This window comes from Rhizobium sp. CRRU65, from assembly GCF_048551595.1.
Taxonomy (GTDB): domain Bacteria; phylum Pseudomonadota; class Alphaproteobacteria; order Rhizobiales; family Rhizobiaceae; genus Rhizobium; species Rhizobium leguminosarum_J.
In genome coordinates this window covers 1-17,036 of the sequence record NZ_JBLYZH010000025.1, presented here as the reverse complement: position 1 = coordinate 17,036, position 17,036 = coordinate 1, and the positions used below count along the sequence as shown (strand labels likewise).

Sequence of the window (17,036 nt, the reverse complement as noted above, 5' to 3'; positions counted from 1 at the left end):
ACGGGATACGCTGCCCGCCGTCTCTTCGGCCGCACATCGGAATCCGCTCATGACCTTTTTACCATTTCTGATATCGGGTCTCGGAATTGGGGCCGTCTATGCCCTCTCAGGCGTCGGCCTTGTCATCCTCTTTCGGGCAACCGGGGTCCTTAACTTCGCTTTCGGCGCCTTTGGTGCCATCGGCGCGCACTGCGCCTGGCAGCTTCTCGAATGGAAAATGCCGCTTTCCGTTGCCATCCTCGCGGCCGTCGTCGTGTCCACGGCCATCAGCTATCTCTACGGGCGGATCTTTGCACCTATGCTATCGCATCGCGATACGGTCGTGCGTGCCGTCGGGACCTTGGCGCCGGCCTTGGTGCTGATCGCCCTGATGGGAATTATCTGGGGTGAGCTGCCGCGTCGCCTGCAGTTTCCGACCGACCAGATGTTCGTTTCCCTCTTCGGTGTTCGCCTGACCTATACGCGCATCATCGCCATCCTGCTTGCTGTGGTGATGGTTGGCTCGATCACGCTGCTGCTCAATCGAACGCGCCTGGGCCTTGACATGCGAGCCTTGGCCAACGACCGCGACCTGAGCGCAATTCTGGGTGTTCGCATTCTCTACACAGAGACGGCGGCATGGGTCATTACCGGCATTTTTTCCGGTTTCGCCGGCCTGCTGCTTGCCGACCTCGTCCGCCTCCAGGGTACGTTCCTGACTTTGCTGGTGATCCCAGCGATCGCGGCGGCAATTCTCGGCCAGTTGCGCTCGCTTTGGGAAACGGCTGTCGCTGGGCTTCTGATCGGCATTGCCGAAGCTGCGCTCACCCCGGTCGGCTGGATCTCACCCTATCGCGCGGCCGCACCTTTCATTATCGCGCTCGTCGCGGTCACGATCTTGGGGAGCACGGCCAAGGCCGTGTTGAAGGACCGATGATGACTTCGCAGCAGACGATACAGGCACTACCGGAGCGCGTTCCGGTGGCCCGGTTTCCCAAACAGCTTCTTCAAGTTCCCGCGACGATGGCTCTGTTTGCTGCCGTGGTCACGTGTCTTGCCAATTCCTACTGGCTCTCGGCCGCAACGTCGGCGGTGGCGCTGTCGCTCTCGGTGGCAGGGCTGGCGATCCTCTATGGGCAACTCGGCCTCGTCTCGCTCTGCCAATTCGCGCTCGTCGGGGTTGGCGGTTGGGTAACGCTTCGTGTCGGCCACGCCTTTCACCCGCCGTTCGAAATCAGCCTTCTGGCCGGAGGCATCGTCGCTTCCGTGGTCGGCCTTGCCTTCGGCTTGCCGGCGCTGCGCTTGAGGGGGCTTTATCTTGCCCTTGTCACGCTGATGCTCGCGGGCGCGTTTCAGATCATCATCAGCGCCTGGGGCTTTCCCGACGGCGGCAACGGTTTTCTCGGCCGCGCCGACGGTTCCGGCCGTGCCATGCTCCCCCGGCCGGAAATCGCAGAGGGAGCCGTCGGCTATTTCCTCTATGTTTGCCTTGCCGCGACGATCGCTCTGCTGATCGCCCAATGGCACAAGCTGGGACGACCCGGCCGCGCCTGGGCTCTGATCCGCAAGGGTGAGACGGTCGCCATTGCAAGCGGCGTCAATGTGCTGACCTACAAGGCATGGGCATTCGCGCTCAGCGGCTTCCTCGCGGGCGTTTCTGGTGCACTGCTTGCCGGAAATGTCGGTCAGCTCGATGGTCGTGCGTTTGGCGCCTTCGAAAGCCTGAACCTCTTCGCCCTGGCGATCGTCGGAGGCGTCTACAACTGGTACGGAGCGCTGATTGCCGGGCTGCTGCTGCGGGCGGTGCCGGCGCTGCTGACCGATCTCGGGATCGATGGATATGTGACCATCGGTATTTTCGGCGTCGCTCTGTTCCAGGCATTGGCGACGGCACCATCCGGCATCGCCGGACAGATCGCCTCGCTGATCGCCCGGCTGCGATTCGGTTCGGCAAAGGAGAGGGCGCGATGATCGCCATCGACAACCTTGTCGTCCAGTTCGGCGGCGTCAAGCCGATCAACGAATTGACTGCGACCCTCGCTGCGCCAATCGCCGGTCTGATTGGCCCGAACGGTGCGGGTAAAACAACCCTGCTCAATGTTCTCTCCGGTTTCGTCAGGCCGGCTCGTGGCAGCGTCGCACTGAATGGCGAACAACTGCTGGACCTTGCACCGCTCCAGCGCGTGCGCGCCGGCCTTCGCCGGTCTTTCCAGACAGAGCAGGTCGTCGAGGATCTGACGGTGTCGGGCAATCTCGCCGCGATCGCGGATCATGTAGTGGCGCCGCTAAATCGGGCCGCGGCCATCGATGCCGCTCTTGCTTTTGTCGGCCTCCGAACGGTGACCGATAAGCTCGGCCAGTCGCTCAATCTGTTCCAGCGCCGTCTGGTCGAGCTCGGCAAATGCGTGATCGGCAATCCCAGGCTCATCCTGCTCGATGAACCTGCCGCCGGCCTGACGGAAGAGGAGGGCGGCATGTTTCGCGAACTCGTTTTGCGCATCCCCGTCGAAGTCGGAGCGCAAGTGTTGGTGATCGATCACGACGTCGAGCTCATTCGGGCGATGTGCAGCGAGACGATGGTGCTCGATTATGGAAAGCTACTGGCGCTGGGGCCGACGGAAGCGGTGCTTGCCGACCCGAACGTGCGCCGCGCCTATCTGGGGGAATTCTGATGGCAGCGATCTCATCCGTGGTTGTTGAAAACCTCGCCGTCGAGCGCGGTGGCAAACGGGTCATCCACGATGTCTCCTTTGCCATCAAAAGCGGAGAAATCACCGCGTTGCTGGGTGCCAACGGCGCCGGTAAGTCGAGCACCGTTATGGCGCTTGCTGGCGTCCTACCTATCGCTGGCGGCAGAATGCGGCTCGACGCGACGTCGCTCACCGGGCTTTCTCCCGATCGCATCCGCCGGGCCGGCCTGGCGCTGGTGCCGGAGGGCCATCGGGTGCTGGGCCAGCTGTCGGTGGAAGACAACATTCTCGTTGCTGCCTTCGATGGATCGCCTTCCGCCCGCCGCGAGGGACTCGAAAGAGCCTATGAAATATTTCCCGAACTTGCCCAGCGCAAACGCCAACTGGCTTCCGATCTCTCGGGGGGCCAGAAGCAGATGGTCGCGATGGCGCAGGCGTTTATCGCCAAGCCAGGCTTCATGGTGGTCGATGAGCTTTCGCTTGGGCTGGCGCCAGCTGTGGTCAAGCGGCTGGCGGAAGCACTAAAGATAGCGGCCCAAAACGGCATCGGCGTGCTCCTGATCGAACAGTTCGCCAACCTTGCTCTCGATCTGGCCAATCACGCGATGGTCATGGAGCGCGGCCGGCTGGTCTATGACGGTGCTTCCGCGACGTTGAGGGCCAATCCCGAAATCCTGCATGGCGCCTATCTCGCCAGCTGATCTCAAGGAGAGACGATGACCTTTGCCAACGATCTTTTTACCGGCCGCACGGTCGTTATCCCCGGCGGAACATCGGGCATTGGGGCTGCGACGGCTGAGCGTTTTGCTGCGCTCGGTGCCCGGGTCGTCTGCTGCGGCCTTGACGCCGCCGGCGGACCACGCAGCGAGCGGATCGAGAGCCGGGACATCAACGTCCTTCAGCCCGGCGCTCTCGACGATTTCTTCGCGAGCCTCAATCAGATTGATGTGCTCGTGAATTGCACCGGTGTCAGCCGCGATCGCGACGAATGGAAGAAAGAGAAGTTCGATGAGGTCATTGCAATCAACCTGACGTCGGTCATGGATTGTTGTCGCTTGGGCCGCGGCCGGATGAAATCCGGTTCGTCCATCATCAACATTGCGTCCATGTATTCGACGTTCGGCGCGGCCGATCGGCCAGGTTATTCGGCCAGCAAGGGAGCGATCGTACAACTGACAAAGTCGTTGGCGCAGGGACTTGCGGCGGAGAATATCCGCGTCAACGCTGTCGCGCCAGGCTGGATCGTAACGCCGCTGAGCCGGGCGTTGTTTGCCGATGAAGTCGTTTCGGCGCCGATCAGAAACCGCATACCGGCGGGACGATGGGGCGAGGCGGCGGAAGTCGCCGAGGCGATCGTCTTCCTGTCGTCCGAGGCAGCACGCTACATAACCGGCGTCTGCCTGCCGGTCGACGGCGGCTACCTGACCTCATGAGGAAGACAGCATGGAACCGGTTTTCTCGTCCGTTAAAGTTGCAGGGGGAAGGGATTTTCCGAGCGTTGCCCGCAGCTTGTTCGGCAATGTGCGGCTCGATTTTCAATCGGGTGACGAAGATCAAAGCCGGCTGTTGTCGGCAATGCTCGGCACCTGCCGCTTGACGCTGCTGGAAGCCGATACGCACACTGTTTTTGGCGAGCGCGTGACCCTCGGCTCGGACTCTCCCGATGCCATCAAATTGGTTTTCCAGACACATGGCTTTTCGTCCCTCAACCAAAATGGCCGTAGCGTTCCAGTCGGCGCCGGCGCGAGCATCATGTATGATCCAAGCCGTCCCTATGTGCTGACCAACAGAACGGCTGTCCGCCTGCTTCTCTTGCAATTGCCGCGTCGCGCGCTTCCAGTTCAAGCGGTCAACCGGCTGATGGAGCCGTTTGTCGCCATGCCTGAACATGCGGGGATGCAGCGCATCCTGCTTTCGCTGATGGATTCGACAATCCGGGAGATTGGCAAGTTGGACGATACCGCGCGTGCCAGCCTCGGCCAGACGATGATCGAGCTCGTTCGCACCATGATCGGCGTCGATCCGCAGCGGGAACGATCAAGCGCCCATTCCCTTGACCTGCTGCGACGGCGTGTGAAGGACTTTGTCTCGGACCACATCTCGCGGCCCGATCTCGATGTCGGCATGATCGCGCGCCGCATGGGTTGTTCCATTCGCTACATCTATCGTGCATTTGAGGCCGAGGGCACGACGCCGGCCGACTATATCTGGAGCCTGCGGCTGGAAAGGGCCGCGTCCAGACTACGGGACGCTGCATGCCGCCCGGGCGAAATATCGGAGATTGCCTTTGCGCTTGGGTTTTCTTCGAGCGCGCATTTCTCCCGGGCGTTTCGTGGCCGCTATGCGCTTTCGCCCTCCGATTGGAGAAAGGGCGGCCCGGCGTGAATCCGCGAGGCCGCCACGCGTTTATCGCATTGCGTCCGCTACACGCAGCGTGTCGGTGAATTGTTCGAAGCGCCGGATCTTGCCGTCTGCGACGCTCCAGACGTGAACGACACGCGCCTTGAAGGACTTGCCGGTCTGTCTGTAAGTCCCGGCATAATCACCGATTCCGATCACATCGCTGCCTGCATCCAGCAGCCGTTCCAGGCCGAACGTGTAGCCGTCGAAGGCTTCTCCGAGTGCGAAGAAAACGTTTTTGAAAACCTCTTGCGGACCGACATAGGTGCCGGCACAGGGAAAGCCATCCATCTCCGTCCATCGGCAATCGGCGGCGATGTCGGCAAGCATGCCGTCCATATCCCGGCGCGCGTTGGCGTCGTAGTGTGCCTTCACGATTTCATAGGCTGTGCGCATCGTTTTGCCTCAAACTGGTTCCTGCCCGGGGAGATAGTAGGTCATCGACGCCTTGCGGATGAAGGCGCCGGCCGGGCTGTTCTGGATATGGCCATCACCAGTGATGCCAAGGAATTTGCCTGTCGAACGCATATCCTTGAAATTGTAGAAGAATGTCGAGGCGACAGCGATCTTGAATTCGCGGAAGGTGAAGATGTACTGATCATCGTCGAACTTGTAGGTGGTCGTCAGGTCGACGTCACCGTGCCCGCGTTGCACGCCGACAAGGCATTGCCATGCATAGCGTTGCGACGAGAGATAGGTATGTTCGTAGACGTGGTTCGGGCTATAGGTGAAATGCGCCCTTAGCCCGATCAGATCCCGGCTTTCGGCGGGCACCGGTCCGCTGACTGCGCCGCCTTCGAGAATGCCGGGTCGGAAAATCTGCGCCACCTGCGGCTCTCCGACGGATTGCTCCTTTTCGCGAACAATCGAATAGATCGAGAGGACGCGGCGGCTGGAAACGTTCAGGATCAAGGTCTCGGCTTCTTTGGGTCGACCCGCGAAAATGACTTCGACGAAGAAGGTGTCGGGCGCAACCTCGATGACTTCGACCTTGTCGGTTGCGCTGTCATCGCCGTCCGACCATTGCACATTGTCATCGTGGAAGGTGAGTTGAAGCTTGCGTCCGTCGTCAAAGGCGATCGCGTGGGATGAGCCGGAAAGGGCATTCGTCGCTGGCAGTCGGTTCGCGTCGATCCCGTATGCGAACTGATCGTAGGTTTTCCAGTCTTTCGGATTCTGGTTCATCATTGTCTCCTCCTCAGGTGAATGCGAGCGTGGGCAGATCGACAGTCCCGGCTCCGCCGTCGACGGTCAGGATGGCGCCGTTGACCATTGCGGCTTCCGCCGAGGCCAGGAAGCAGACTGCATTGGCGACATCTTCAGGCGTTGCGGGACGGCCAAGCGGCACGTCCTTCGTCACAAGGGCATAAGCGTCCTCGATGCTCTTCAGCTTGAATTTTTCCATGATGAATTCCATCTGCTCGTCGGCCATCGCCGTCGTCACCCAGCCGGGGCAAACGGTGTTGGTCCTCACGCCGAGGCGGCCGTAATCCCGAGCCAGCGACTTCGCCAGGCCGATACAAGCATGTTTCATGGTGACGTAGCCTGCGGCATCCGGACCGGCAAAAAGCCCCGCGATCGAGGCAAGCACGACAATATTGCCTTTGCTCTCGATCAAATGCGGCAGCGTTTCGCGCGCACTGACGAAGGCCGTGTTGAGGTTGAGCCTGGTCGCCAGATCCCAAGTCTCGTCTGACATGTTGACAGTAGGGCCGACACCATGGCCGCCGGCATTGGCCACGAGAATATCCAGGCTGCCGAACTGCTCGGCGACGGCAAGGGCGGCAGCCTTCATACTGGCGCCGTCGGCTGCATCGGCGACAACGACCGTGGCTCCGATCTCTTCGGCAACTGCGTGGAGTGGATCGGGACGTCGCCCCACGAGCGTGACATTCCCACCTTCCAATCGAATCCGGCGGGCGACCGCCGCACCGATTCCCGTTCCCCCGCCCGTAATCAAGGCAGTCTTGTTCTTGAAGCGCATGATGTCTCCTCTCACCTTGAGGAATATCATGGCCCAAAGCGGCGGAGCCGTCGTGTCCACTTCTGCAGTAAGTTTTGACTGAGAGTGCACAGCCTTGGAATGCGGGCTGCATGGCCGAGGCATTCGCCGGATGTCAGAGCACAAGCATGAAGCTCACGACCTTGCGACGATCCCCTGGAGGTTTCGGCGACTGATGATCAAGTAAGGCCGATACGATCGGCACCTTCTAATCGAAAGGCGGGCTAAGATGTACATGCTGCCACGCACGAAGGATAATCTTCATTGCCTTGACACATCCGCGATGGGAAGTGTGTTTCGCGCCCGCCCTCATCCGATTCCCGGTGGAAGAATAAGCGCCGGGAAACTGACCGGCGAAAGTCTTGTGCCTGCTTCTCATCAAGCCGAATGCAAAAAGTAATGGCGTATCCTGTTTCGCCCCGCCCGCCGCAGCGCCAGGTATTCGTTTCTACCCCTGGAAGCCAAAGGCACGATCAACTTTCCTAAGAGCCAATCAAAAGTGGCTTCTTATCGTTGCCTTTTTTCATGAGAACGCCGGTATCCGGACCGAACATCAGGTAGAGCGGAAGTATGCTCGCTCCGAGCGCGGAACCCCGGGCTCCCAGGGCACCGGCGGTGATCGTGGGTGCGATCAAGCCGGGGGGGACCATCTCTGAAAAACATTGCCGGACGCGGGCAACGGTTTCCATCAGCAGTGGAGCGGGGAGAAGCCCGTCGATGACAACCGCTTCGACATCGATGACGGCAATGCTTCCGATAATCGCCTGGGCAAGAGCATCCGCGCAGTCGTCCTGCCACTCGGAAACAAATGTGCGCGCGGCTGGCGGCATCGGGTCGAGATCACGGACCCGCCTGATGTCTATACCGTTGGTCCTGAGATGATGGACGAGGGTATAGATTGAGGCACGATGAAGCAGGACTTCGAATTTTCCAGCCGGCTTGGGAACGGAGCTTAGCGTCGAATGTGTCACCGGGAACGGCCCGTAAGCTGCGGTATTGCCGTTCGGACCAGTCTGCAGGGTCCCATCGAGGACAAGGCCGCCGCCGACGAATGTGCTGAGTGAGATGTGGAGGAAGTCAGAAAATTTCTTACCCAGCCCGTACACCAATTCCGCGACGGCAGCTGCCGACGCGTCATTCTCGATCATGACAGGAAGATTGTGGGTGTCGGCAAAATGGCCCTTCAGGTCAAAGGACCGCCAGGCCAGTTGGACATCACCGGGAAATCCAAGCTCCTCGTCCCATCCACCAATGAAATAAGGGGCGGAAATCCCGATGCCGATCAGGCGCGAGCTATGAACAGCGCCAAGCTGTGACTTGAAACGCCCGATGGCGGCGGCGCCTAGACGCTTTATGCTGTCGGGATCCGGATGATCGTAGTCGTGGGTCTCGAACGCGCAGATTTGCCCCGCAAAGTCGATTAGGATGGCATCCATCGCTCTGCGGCCGATATGAAAGCCGATCGAATAAGCGCCGGTGCTGGCAAGTCCGTACATTGCAGACGGCTGGCCCTTGCCCCCGAAGCGTTTGCCATTTTCGACCAGATAGCCACCCGCGACAAGAGCCTCAACGATCGCCGCAACAGCTGGTGGGGTAAGATGTGCGAACCGCGCGATCTCCGCCTTCGATGCTTGGCCAAAGCGTCGCACTGCGTCCAGAACAACGCGCTCGTTGTAGTGGCGAAGCTGGACGGAATTACTGCCTTTTCCTGCCATGCGATCCAACCGTGAAAGGACCATTCAAAAGCACGTTGCTTTAAGTGCCAGCACCGGTAACGCGACCGCTGAATTTACGCAACTATCGCGCAGGCCAGGACGCTGTCTCTAGAGGCCATCTTTAAAATGTGGGTTGACCACAATCAAGCATTATTATAGTAAACTGCTTTAATAAATGCCCGATGGGAGTTGGGTGGAGTTGTCTGCCCTAGGGGGTCGGAGGAGGCACCAGGAATGGCTCGCTGCGCGTGGTTGGAAATTCTCGTCATTCCGGATGCGCCGGATGCTTGATGTTTCAGGCAGACCAAAAGGTGCTGGGACGAGGGCGACCGGCCAAGTCGTCGCGTCGCTCGAGGGCGTCACGAAGGTTTTTGGTGGCACCGTCGCTGTCGCAAATGTGTCGATTGAACTGCGGGCAGGAGAGGTGCTTGCCCTGCTTGGAGAGAACGGTGCAGGCAAAAGCACATGCGTCAAGCTTCTGGCCGGCGTCCATCGGCCAGATGGCGGCCAGGTCGTCATGCTGGGCAAGCCCGTTGCGTTCGCGTCTCCACTGGAGGCGCAGCGTGCCGGTGTCGCCGTCATGCATCAGCATCCAGGTCTTTTTCCCGATCTCAGCATCGCCGAAAATCTCTTCATCGGGCAGACCGGGTTACGCTGGAAACTTGACCACAGGCAGATGCAAAGCGAGGCTGCGCGCCTTCTGACGCTCGTCGGCCTCGACGTGGATGTCACAGCCCCTTTGGGGCGGCTGCGGACATCCGAGCAGCAGCTCGTCGAAATTGCCCGTGCGCTTTCGCTCGACGCACGCGTTTTGATCATGGACGAACCAACAGCAGCCTTGTCGCAGAGAGAGGTGGAACGGCTGTTTACGGTTGTGGACAATCTCCGCCCGCAAGGGGTGGCGATGATGTTCGTTGGCCATCGCATGGACGAGATCTATCGCGTCGCCGATCGTATCGCCGTCCTGCGTGATGGTCGCCATGTCGGAACGGAGATTGCGGCGGATCTATCCCGTGAACGTGCCGTTCAGATGATGGTCGGGCGTTCCCTGGATGGGCTCTATCCTCGCAACAACACGGCGCCTGGCGATGTGGTTCTTGACGTCAGGGGACTGTCCTGTGACGGTTCGTTCCAGGATGTGTCGTTTCAACTGAGAGCTGGCGAAATCCTGGGGTTCGGCGGATTGGTCGGCAGTGGCCGGACCGAGATCGCCCGGGTCCTGTTTGGCATCGATCAGCCGACAGGGGGGACGATTGCAATCGATGGCAAAACAATGCGCTTTGCCTCGCCGAAAGATGCCATGGGCAACGGCATAGCCTATGTTTCCGAAGACCGGATCGGGCAGAGCCTGGTTATGGACTTCCCTATTCTGAACAACGCGTCGTTGACTGTGCTCGACAAGGCGACCCGAGGCGGGTTGATGTCGCGCGAAAAGGAAATTGGCATTGCAAAGCCGTTTCTTGACCGTCTTCGGCTGCGTTTCAAGTCCTTCGATCAGCCGGTCGGCGCGCTGTCCGGCGGCAACCAGCAAAAAGTCGTTCTGGCAAAATGGCTAGCGACCAATCCTCGCATCCTAATCCTCGACGAGCCGACGCAAGGCATCGACGTTCAGACCAAGGCCGATGTCCATGCGATGATGACCGATCTCGCCGCCAAAGGCATGGCGATCATCCTGATCTCATCCGAACTGCCGGAACTGCTTGGCATGGCCGACCGCATGATCGTGCTGAGGGAAGGCTCGGTCACGGCCGAGTTTCGGCACGATGAGGCCACGCAGGAAAAGGTGATCGGTGCAGCGACCGACGCGATCGTGAAGAAGATGGATGGCGAGATCGTTGCCCAGCCGGTCCCGCATCTGGACGAAAACTCGGTGATCCCGGAAAGAGCAGCGCAGGGCACATGGCGGCGGGTTCTGGCCCGCCGGGAATTGGGGCTCTTTGCGGCCATTGCGGCTGTCGTCATTCCCATTTCGATATTGAACATACGCATGCTGAGCGGCGCAAACCTGTCCGCCCTGGCAATGGACGCCGGCCTTCTGATGATCGTCGCCGTCGCCCAGATGCTTGTCGTGATCACCCGCAGCATCGATCTTTCCGTGGCCGCGATCATCGGTCTTGCAGCCTATGGAGCGGCCTCGACGATCCATCTGCATCCCGAGATCGGCGTGGTGGGTGGTGTCGCCCTGGCTTGCACGATCGGGCTCGCCGCAGGCTTCCTGAACGGGCTCATCGTGACCTACGGTCGCGTGCCGGCCATCGTCGTCACGCTCGGCACCATGTCGATCTTCCGGGGCATCAACAGCCTTTGGGCCGGCGGAACGCAAGTGAGCGCCGACCAGGTGCCGCAAGCCTGGCTTGATATGACGGCAGCGAATATTTTCGGAGTTCCGGCTGTGCTCCTGATCGCCATCGCCACCCTGCTCGTCGTTGCCTATATCCTCCGCAATACCTCGATCGGCAGGGAACTGTTTGCCATCGGTTCCAATCCCGGTGGAGCGAGCCTCATCGGCATTCCCTCGCGTGCGCGCATCCTGATGGCCTTTTCAGCAGCCGGGCTTCTGGCCGGGTTCGATGGTGCGCTCTGGGCGTCCCGCTATGCCACGGTCGATGCACGCGTTGCCTACGGTTTCGAGTTGACCGTGATTGCGGCTGTCGTCGTCGGGGGCATTGCCGTTCGTGGCGGCTCCGGCACGGTGCTGGGCGTCGCGGCCGGCGCCCTGATGCTGCTCATCATCAACAACGGGCTGACGCTCGTGCGTGTCGATCCCCTTTGGCTGCAAGGGGTCTATGGCCTCGTCATTCTCGCCGCCATCGGCATCGACGCGCTCGTCGCCCGCCGCGCCGCCGGCAAGTGCAAGGGAGCACATCGATGAGCGGAAACTCTGAGCGCAATCCCGACTTCGTCACCCGCTTTGCCAACTGGGACAATTTCCTGGCGGTGCTGACGATCGCCGTTGTCGCCTACGCTCTCTTGGGCGTGCCGAACTTCGCTTCCGTCTTCAATATTTCGCAGGCTGTTGCCGGCATTTCAGAGCGCGCGCTCATCGTATTGCCAATGGTGCTGCTGATCATCGCGCGCGAAATCGACCTGTCCGTCGGCAGTATATTGGCTCTCACCAGCGTGATCTTCGGCTTGCTCGTCCAGCACGGCGCGCCACTCCTGCTGGCCATTCCGGTCACGCTGGTCGCCGGCGGAATTTGCGGCGGTTTTAACGGCGTGCTAGTCACGAAGCTCGGGCTTCCATCGCTTGTCGTCACGCTCGGAACCATGGCCCTGTTTCGCGGCATTGCCTACATTCTCCTCGGCTCGGACTCGATCAACGACTTTCCCGACAGCTTCCTTGATTTCGGTATCGATACTGTTGGCACATCGCCGGTGCCGCTGACCATCCTTCCCTTTCTGCTGCTTGCCCCGGTTTTCGCCATAGCGCTTCAAAAGATGCCGCTCGGCCGACGCATCTATGCGATCGGCGGAAGTCCCGACGCTGCGAGCTATTCCGGCATTCGTCTCGCCCGAACGGTGTTTGGCTTGTTCGTCACATCAGGGGTGGTTTGTGCGGCGGCTGGCATGGTCTACGCGGCGCGGCTTGCAAATGCTCGCGCCAACAACGCAGTCGGTATCGAGCTCGACGTTATCACCATCGCGCTTCTGGGCGGGATCAGCGTCTTCGGCGGGCGTGGCCGGCTGACCGGCGTGCTGTGGGCACTTCTGCTGGTCGCCACCATTCGCAACGTCCTTGGGCTGCTGCAGATCGGCGGCGACGCGCAGGGGACGGTCATCGGCCTTCTGCTCATCGTTTCGCTGTTGGCCAGCAATGCGGCGGAACGCGTCTTCGCCAGCGTTCGAACGCGATATTTCAAAGTCAAAACAGGCGAGTAGTTCCGGGGCTAGCCTGCTTCACCGAACCGGATATCTTGAGGAGGAACCGACATGACATCGCATCTTTTCAAAACTCTACTTGTCGCGGGCAGCTTGATCGCCAGCATCGCGGCGGCAAACGCGCAGGAATGCGCCAAGGAACCGGTCACGGTCGGCTTCCTGCCGAAGCTCGACACAGACCCCTATTTCCAGGTTGCACAAACAGGTGCGGAAGAGGCTGCAAAGGAGATCGGCGGCAAGGCGATCAAGCAGGCTCCGTCGCAGGCAACCGCCGAGGCGCAGATCGATTTCATCAACAATCTAGTTTCGCAGAAAGTCGGTGTCATCGCGATCTCCGCCAACGACGCCAATGCCGTGGCCCCCGCCTTGCGCCGCGCGGCCAAGCAGGGTGTGAAAGTCGTATCCTATGATTCCGACGTATCGACTGCCGCCCGTTCCGTCTTCCTCAATCAGGCGGCCGGCGACAGCCTGGCCGAAATGATGCTGGAATCGATGGGGCAGATGATCAACTATGACGGCGAGTTTGCGATCCTGTCCTCGACCCCGACGGCCACGAACCAGAATGCCTGGATCGACTTCATGAAGAAGACGATGGCGGGCGACAAGAAATACTCCAAGATGAAGCTCGTTCAGGTCGCCTATGGCCAGGAGAGCGAGCAGGTCAATCAGCAGCAGGCGCTGGCCTTGGCGCAGGCATTTCCGAACCTCAAGGGCATCATCATCCCGGCCGGCATCGGCTTGCCCGCAGCTGCCCGTGCAATGGACCAGGCGGGCCTTCTCGGCAAGGTCAAGCTGACCGGTCTGGCGCCGGCAACCCTCATTAAGAAGTATATCCAGAACGGCTCCGTTCAGGATATCTGGTGGAACGTCAAGGATCTCGGCTACCTCACCTACTATGCGGCCCAGGCTGTCGCGCAGTGCAAATTGACGGGCAAGGAGGGCGAGACCTTCGAAGCAGGCAGGCTCGGTTCCTACAAGGTTGGAGCTAACGGCGAAGTTCTTCTTGGACCTGCGGATATCGTGACGCCGGCAAACGTCGAAGAATTCAAGTTCTGAAATCCGTCGACGTGATGGGTGGCGCCGCAGTGGCACCACCCAATTCAACTGACATCGGGAGACCACCATGAAGCCAGTTCTGCTTGCCGGCGAGACATTTCACGTCACCTCCTTTGCCTCCAAGGGATATGAAGTTGGAGCGTCTGCGCGATATTCGAACGGTGCCGAGCGCTATATTCAGGGCCTTGCGGCGCATGGCGTCGTGGTCGTCCAGATCGGCGGCGAGCGTTGCGAAAGCGAATTTCCGACGACGATGGACGGACTTGACGCCTATTCCACGGTCGTGTTGTCCGACGTGGGCGCGCTGTCGCTTCTCTACACCCCGCAGACGAGGGCAGGCCGCCGCTCGGTGAACCGCCTCGAGCTTCTGAGGGAGTGGGTGGATAAAGGTGGGGCGCTGATGATGGCAGGCGGATATTGCAGTTTTCAAGGCATCGATGGTCTTGCCATGTTCCGCGGCACGGCGGTGGAGGAATGCCTGCCTATCGAGTGTTTTCCCGGACCGGATGGCTTGGAGGCGCCAGAGGGCCTGGATCCGGTCATTCATGAAATCAGTCATCCGATACTGGCAGGAGTGCCATCGCCGATACCTTATGTCCTTGGCATGAACCGCGTTGCCGCACGCGGCGACATGGAGACGAAAACACTGATCCATTGCGGCCATCGCACCGGACAAATGCCGCTCCTATCGGTTCGCGACTACGGCGCCGGTCGGACTCTAGCTTGGACGACCGACATCGGTCCTCACTGGCTGTCCCAGGACTTCATGCAATGGCCCGGTTACGATCTGCTGATGGCCAACATGATCCGCTGGCTCGCTCGAGAAATTTAGGGTGATGGTTCGAACGACGGCGAGCGCCGAAAATCTCCCGCAGTTTCTTTGAAGCAAGGTGCGGTCACTCGTCAGGGACGCCCTGCCTGAGCTCGGCTTTACTCGTCCACGGAGGACATCCGCACTCCGGACAGAATCGGCGTCCACCATGATCGACAGGGCCGCCTTCGCTCTCGAACTGACCGGCCGGCCATATGGCGAAGTAGGTGAATGCGGCGGGTCCCCTGCCGTTAGTCGGTACAGTGACAGATGCCGACCCGCGTTGGGCACAGTGATGGCAATGCGCACATTTCCGCAGAGGCAGGATTCTGCCAGGACGCCCATCAACCGTTGCCTATTCGTCGTCGACGACTTCGGTATCGGGGCGGTCGCCGCCATCGGCATGTTCCGTCTGCCACCGACCATCGGCGAGCTGATATGAAATTTCGGCATCGCGGCCTTCAATGTGCTGGCGCTGGGCCGCCGACTTGGCGGCAGCGAGCGCGCTATCGTGGTCCGAATAGGTCTCCGACCAGACGTCTCCCAGGCGGTAGGCGAAGCCGCCGTCATGCTCGCCGACATGGTAGGTGATAGTCGTCATGCTGTTCCCCTCATTGGCGTCGATATAAATTAGGGCGCAGCGCCAACATTCCAATCGCGCGGCCATAGGCCGTCGGCGACAATTATGCCGCGCTACGGTGAGCTGAGACATGCGTCAAGATGGCAGCGCAATGTAGAAAAACCGATGTCCGAAAGGACTTGAGCTCTGTCGCGTTCGAAAGGACGCGGATGGCGATGTTAGTAGCCGACGTCCGATAGCCTCCGCGCCAGGTCGGGTTCATACTCTATTCAGCGACGATCGCTGCCTCATCCGTTACTTTGCAAGCGCTGGCATTGCTCTCATCCTACTCAATCGTAGGAGAACCGCGAAGGCGGCCAGGCTCAGCACAGGGACGAGAAAACAGCAAATCACCTATAAGGGGATCGGCGCTCTCGGCGCCATCAGCGCGCAGTATCGATGCGCTGGTTGCAAGGCGGGTGCGGCAAACGCGATCGCGGTCAAGCTCGCGACCGGTGAGACGTCGATTGATCTCGATCCCGCCCTGATCGAAGATTCGTTCGTGACGGACCGGTTGGCGCAAAATGGTGAACGATTTTCGCGAATTGCTTGAGGCGATCTGCCTGCGCGGTCAAGATTTGCCGATCCTCGTCCGTCCGCCACCGGAGAATGATGGCAGTTGACGCGAAACGGTTTTTGACGATACGGCAACGCGACAGGGCGAATGGCGGAAAGACCGCCGATAAGGCGAAAGAGCTGCGGAGCATGGATTTGAAACGGGCGGTGGATTTTTTCCTGGCTTTGATTGCGGCGGCGATCCTGCTCGTTCCAATCCTTGTCGTCGCTCTTTGTGTTCGCCTTACCTCGCCGGGACCGATCTTCTATTGGTCAAAACGTGTCGGCCGTTTCAATCAGATCTTCCTGATGCCGAAATTTCGCAGCATGCGCGTCGACACACCGACGGTTGCCACGCATCTGCTCGAAAATCCAGATCGGTTTCTGACACCCATCGGCTCGTTTCTGCGCAAATCCAGCCTCGACGAACTGCCACAGCTCTGGTGCATTCTCGAGGGGAAGATGAGTTTCGTCGGGCCACGGCCGGCACTCTACAATCAATATGATCTGATAGAGTTGCGCACCGCCCATGGTGTCGACAAGCTCCTGCCCGGATTGACGGGATGGGCGCAGATCAATGGCCGTGACGAATTGCCGATTCCAGAGAAGGTAAAATTCGATGTCGAATATCTCGAACGTCGCTCGTTCGGCTTCGACATAAACATCCTGTTTATGACTGCCGAGAAGGTCATCCGCCGTAAGGGCATACGGCATTAGGTTACCTACTTCTGATAGATAAGTCGGTGCAGAAGACCTTGATTTCCGATTATTTCAGTTGCGCTCGTTGCAGAAAGCGACAAGAAGGTGGTTGTCTATTGATCTGCGAGACGCTGGTAAGCAATGCCTGAAAATACCCCCACTGAGACGCCGCGCTCGGGATGGTTCTTAATGCCGCTGCAAGCGCTTGTCGCCCCTCTGCTGGCGATGCCGCGTGTTGCCAAACGCGCCCTGGCTTTGCTGGTGGATTCCAGCTTTTGTGTTCTGACCATCTGGCTCGCCTATTGCTTCCGCCTCAACGAATGGACGGTGCTGACCGGCGTGCAATGGTTGCCGGTCGTCGTTTCGTTGTGCATGGCCCTTCCCATCTTCATCGTCATGGGCATGTACCGGGCGATCTTCCGTTATGCCAATATGGCTGCTTTCATTACTGTTCTGAAGGCCATTGCGATCTACGGCTTCGCCTTCATGACGATATTTACTGCCCTCAGCGTCCCCGGTGTTCCCAGAACCGTCGGTATCCTCCAGCCCTTCCTGCTGTTGATTGCGATCGGGCTGTCGAGGTTGAGTATCCGCTACTGGCTCGGGGATGCCTACCAGCGCATCCTTCACA

The 17,036-nt window shown here is 59.9% G+C and carries 16 protein-coding genes and 1 pseudogene; 12 read left to right on the top strand and 5 right to left on the bottom strand.

Annotation, left to right across the window (positions count from 1 at the left end; translation table 11 throughout):
* Positions 1 to 49 precede the first annotated feature (49 nt).
* The 6 genes from ACM5SV_RS33785 to ACM5SV_RS33760 are packed head-to-tail and all read left to right on the top strand — an operon-like array spanning position 50 to position 5,054.
* The gene (locus ACM5SV_RS33785; protein ID WP_113546809.1) at positions 50 to 916 is read left to right on the top strand and encodes a branched-chain amino acid ABC transporter permease; all 867 of its coding nucleotides are present in this window, start codon (positions 50 to 52) and stop codon (positions 914 to 916) included.
* Positions 913 to 1,950 carry a branched-chain amino acid ABC transporter permease gene (locus tag ACM5SV_RS33780; protein WP_197727276.1) on the top strand — a complete coding sequence of 346 codons (1,038 nt, stop codon included), beginning with the start codon at positions 913 to 915 and terminating at the stop codon, positions 1,948 to 1,950. The genes ACM5SV_RS33785 and ACM5SV_RS33780 overlap by 4 nt, the downstream gene beginning before the upstream one ends.
* Positions 1,947 to 2,651 (top strand): ABC transporter ATP-binding protein, encoded by a 705-nt coding sequence (locus tag ACM5SV_RS33775; protein ID WP_113546810.1) that lies wholly within the window; start codon positions 1,947 to 1,949, stop codon positions 2,649 to 2,651. The genes ACM5SV_RS33780 and ACM5SV_RS33775 overlap by 4 nt, the downstream gene beginning before the upstream one ends.
* Entirely contained in the window at positions 2,651 to 3,370 is a 720-nt protein-coding gene (locus ACM5SV_RS33770; protein ID WP_105008696.1) for an ABC transporter ATP-binding protein, read from the top strand. The genes ACM5SV_RS33775 and ACM5SV_RS33770 overlap by 1 nt, the downstream gene beginning before the upstream one ends.
* Before the next feature lie 15 nt (positions 3,371 to 3,385).
* Complete coding sequence (locus tag ACM5SV_RS33765; RefSeq protein WP_222018127.1) at positions 3,386 to 4,102, top strand: SDR family NAD(P)-dependent oxidoreductase; 717 nt, start codon at positions 3,386 to 3,388, stop codon at positions 4,100 to 4,102.
* 10 nt (positions 4,103 to 4,112) lie between these two features.
* Positions 4,113 to 5,054 (top strand): helix-turn-helix domain-containing protein, encoded by a 942-nt coding sequence (locus tag ACM5SV_RS33760; protein ID WP_221964949.1) that lies wholly within the window; start codon positions 4,113 to 4,115, stop codon positions 5,052 to 5,054.
* Positions 5,055 to 5,075: 21 nt separating this feature from the next.
* Here ACM5SV_RS33760 and ACM5SV_RS33755 read toward each other — a convergent pair whose 3' ends face one another.
* The 4 genes from ACM5SV_RS33755 to ACM5SV_RS33740 form a co-directional block, all read right to left on the bottom strand.
* Positions 5,076 to 5,465, bottom strand: a complete 390-nt coding sequence (locus ACM5SV_RS33755) for a nuclear transport factor 2 family protein (protein ID WP_113546813.1) — start codon at positions 5,463 to 5,465, stop codon at positions 5,076 to 5,078.
* Positions 5,466 to 5,474: 9 nt separating this feature from the next.
* Positions 5,475 to 6,254, bottom strand: coding sequence for a MoaF C-terminal domain-containing protein (locus tag ACM5SV_RS33750; protein ID WP_024323626.1), 780 nt, complete (start codon positions 6,252 to 6,254; stop codon positions 5,475 to 5,477).
* Between the two features lie 13 nt (positions 6,255 to 6,267).
* On the bottom strand, positions 6,268 to 7,053 hold the full coding sequence (locus ACM5SV_RS33745) for an SDR family NAD(P)-dependent oxidoreductase (protein WP_113546871.1): 786 nt from the start codon (positions 7,051 to 7,053) through the stop codon (positions 6,268 to 6,270).
* Between the two features lie 500 nt (positions 7,054 to 7,553).
* Complete coding sequence (locus tag ACM5SV_RS33740; protein ID WP_128406060.1) at positions 7,554 to 8,786, bottom strand: ROK family transcriptional regulator; 1,233 nt, start codon at positions 8,784 to 8,786, stop codon at positions 7,554 to 7,556.
* A 283-nt stretch (positions 8,787 to 9,069) separates the two neighbouring features.
* Here ACM5SV_RS33740 and ACM5SV_RS33735 point away from each other — a divergent pair, with 283 nt between their 5' ends.
* The 4 genes from ACM5SV_RS33735 (at position 9,070) to ACM5SV_RS33720 (ending at position 14,553) form a co-directional block, all read left to right on the top strand.
* Positions 9,070 to 11,658: an ATP-binding cassette domain-containing protein gene (locus ACM5SV_RS33735; RefSeq protein WP_221964951.1), complete on the top strand. Its 2,589-nt coding sequence runs from the start codon at positions 9,070 to 9,072 to the stop codon at positions 11,656 to 11,658.
* Positions 11,655 to 12,665: an ABC transporter permease gene (locus tag ACM5SV_RS33730; protein ID WP_128449624.1), complete on the top strand. Its 1,011-nt coding sequence runs from the start codon at positions 11,655 to 11,657 to the stop codon at positions 12,663 to 12,665. Before ACM5SV_RS33735 ends, ACM5SV_RS33730 begins: the two co-directional genes overlap by 4 nt.
* A gap of 51 nt (positions 12,666 to 12,716) precedes the next feature.
* A complete protein-coding gene (locus ACM5SV_RS33725) occupies positions 12,717 to 13,721 on the top strand; it encodes a rhamnose ABC transporter substrate-binding protein (protein WP_012759921.1) in 1,005 nt (334 codons plus the stop codon).
* A gap of 67 nt (positions 13,722 to 13,788) precedes the next feature.
* Positions 13,789 to 14,553 (top strand): glutamine amidotransferase, encoded by a 765-nt coding sequence (locus ACM5SV_RS33720; protein ID WP_128449623.1) that lies wholly within the window; start codon positions 13,789 to 13,791, stop codon positions 14,551 to 14,553.
* Positions 14,554 to 14,887: 334 nt separating this feature from the next.
* Here ACM5SV_RS33720 and ACM5SV_RS33715 read toward each other — a convergent pair whose 3' ends face one another.
* Positions 14,888 to 15,133: a hypothetical protein gene (locus ACM5SV_RS33715; protein WP_012759919.1), complete on the bottom strand. Its 246-nt coding sequence runs from the start codon at positions 15,131 to 15,133 to the stop codon at positions 14,888 to 14,890.
* Between the two features lie 723 nt (positions 15,134 to 15,856).
* On the opposite strand from ACM5SV_RS33715, the gene ACM5SV_RS33710 reads away from it, so the two are divergent.
* Both ACM5SV_RS33710 and ACM5SV_RS33705 read left to right on the top strand, forming a co-directional pair.
* The gene (locus ACM5SV_RS33710; RefSeq protein ID WP_113546817.1) at positions 15,857 to 16,423 is read left to right on the top strand and encodes a sugar transferase; all 567 of its coding nucleotides are present in this window, start codon (positions 15,857 to 15,859) and stop codon (positions 16,421 to 16,423) included.
* 123 nt (positions 16,424 to 16,546) lie between these two features.
* Positions 16,547 to 17,036 (top strand): annotated as a pseudogene (locus tag ACM5SV_RS33705) (polysaccharide biosynthesis protein); the annotation flags it as partial.

Coding starts and splice junctions, on each gene's coding strand:
- ACM5SV_RS33745 (WP_113546871.1), bottom strand. CDS start 7,053: ATGCGCTTCAAGAACAAGACTGCCTTGATTACGGGCGGGGGAACGGGA.
- ACM5SV_RS33755 (WP_113546813.1), bottom strand. CDS start 5,465: ATGCGCACAGCCTATGAAATCGTGAAGGCACACTACGACGCCAACGCG.
- ACM5SV_RS33735 (WP_221964951.1), top strand. CDS start 9,070: ATGCTTGATGTTTCAGGCAGACCAAAAGGTGCTGGGACGAGGGCGACC.
- ACM5SV_RS33725 (WP_012759921.1), top strand. CDS start 12,717: ATGACATCGCATCTTTTCAAAACTCTACTTGTCGCGGGCAGCTTGATC.
- ACM5SV_RS33770 (WP_105008696.1), top strand. CDS start 2,651: ATGGCAGCGATCTCATCCGTGGTTGTTGAAAACCTCGCCGTCGAGCGC.
- ACM5SV_RS33785 (WP_113546809.1), top strand. CDS start 50: ATGACCTTTTTACCATTTCTGATATCGGGTCTCGGAATTGGGGCCGTC.
- ACM5SV_RS33710 (WP_113546817.1), top strand. CDS start 15,857: ATGGATTTGAAACGGGCGGTGGATTTTTTCCTGGCTTTGATTGCGGCG.
- ACM5SV_RS33715 (WP_012759919.1), bottom strand. CDS start 15,133: ATGACGACTATCACCTACCATGTCGGCGAGCATGACGGCGGCTTCGCC.
- ACM5SV_RS33780 (WP_197727276.1), top strand. CDS start 913: ATGATGACTTCGCAGCAGACGATACAGGCACTACCGGAGCGCGTTCCG.
- ACM5SV_RS33730 (WP_128449624.1), top strand. CDS start 11,655: ATGAGCGGAAACTCTGAGCGCAATCCCGACTTCGTCACCCGCTTTGCC.
- ACM5SV_RS33775 (WP_113546810.1), top strand. CDS start 1,947: ATGATCGCCATCGACAACCTTGTCGTCCAGTTCGGCGGCGTCAAGCCG.
- ACM5SV_RS33720 (WP_128449623.1), top strand. CDS start 13,789: ATGAAGCCAGTTCTGCTTGCCGGCGAGACATTTCACGTCACCTCCTTT.
- ACM5SV_RS33760 (WP_221964949.1), top strand. CDS start 4,113: ATGGAACCGGTTTTCTCGTCCGTTAAAGTTGCAGGGGGAAGGGATTTT.
- ACM5SV_RS33750 (WP_024323626.1), bottom strand. CDS start 6,254: ATGAACCAGAATCCGAAAGACTGGAAAACCTACGATCAGTTCGCATAC.
- ACM5SV_RS33765 (WP_222018127.1), top strand. CDS start 3,386: ATGACCTTTGCCAACGATCTTTTTACCGGCCGCACGGTCGTTATCCCC.
- ACM5SV_RS33740 (WP_128406060.1), bottom strand. CDS start 8,786: ATGGCAGGAAAAGGCAGTAATTCCGTCCAGCTTCGCCACTACAACGAG.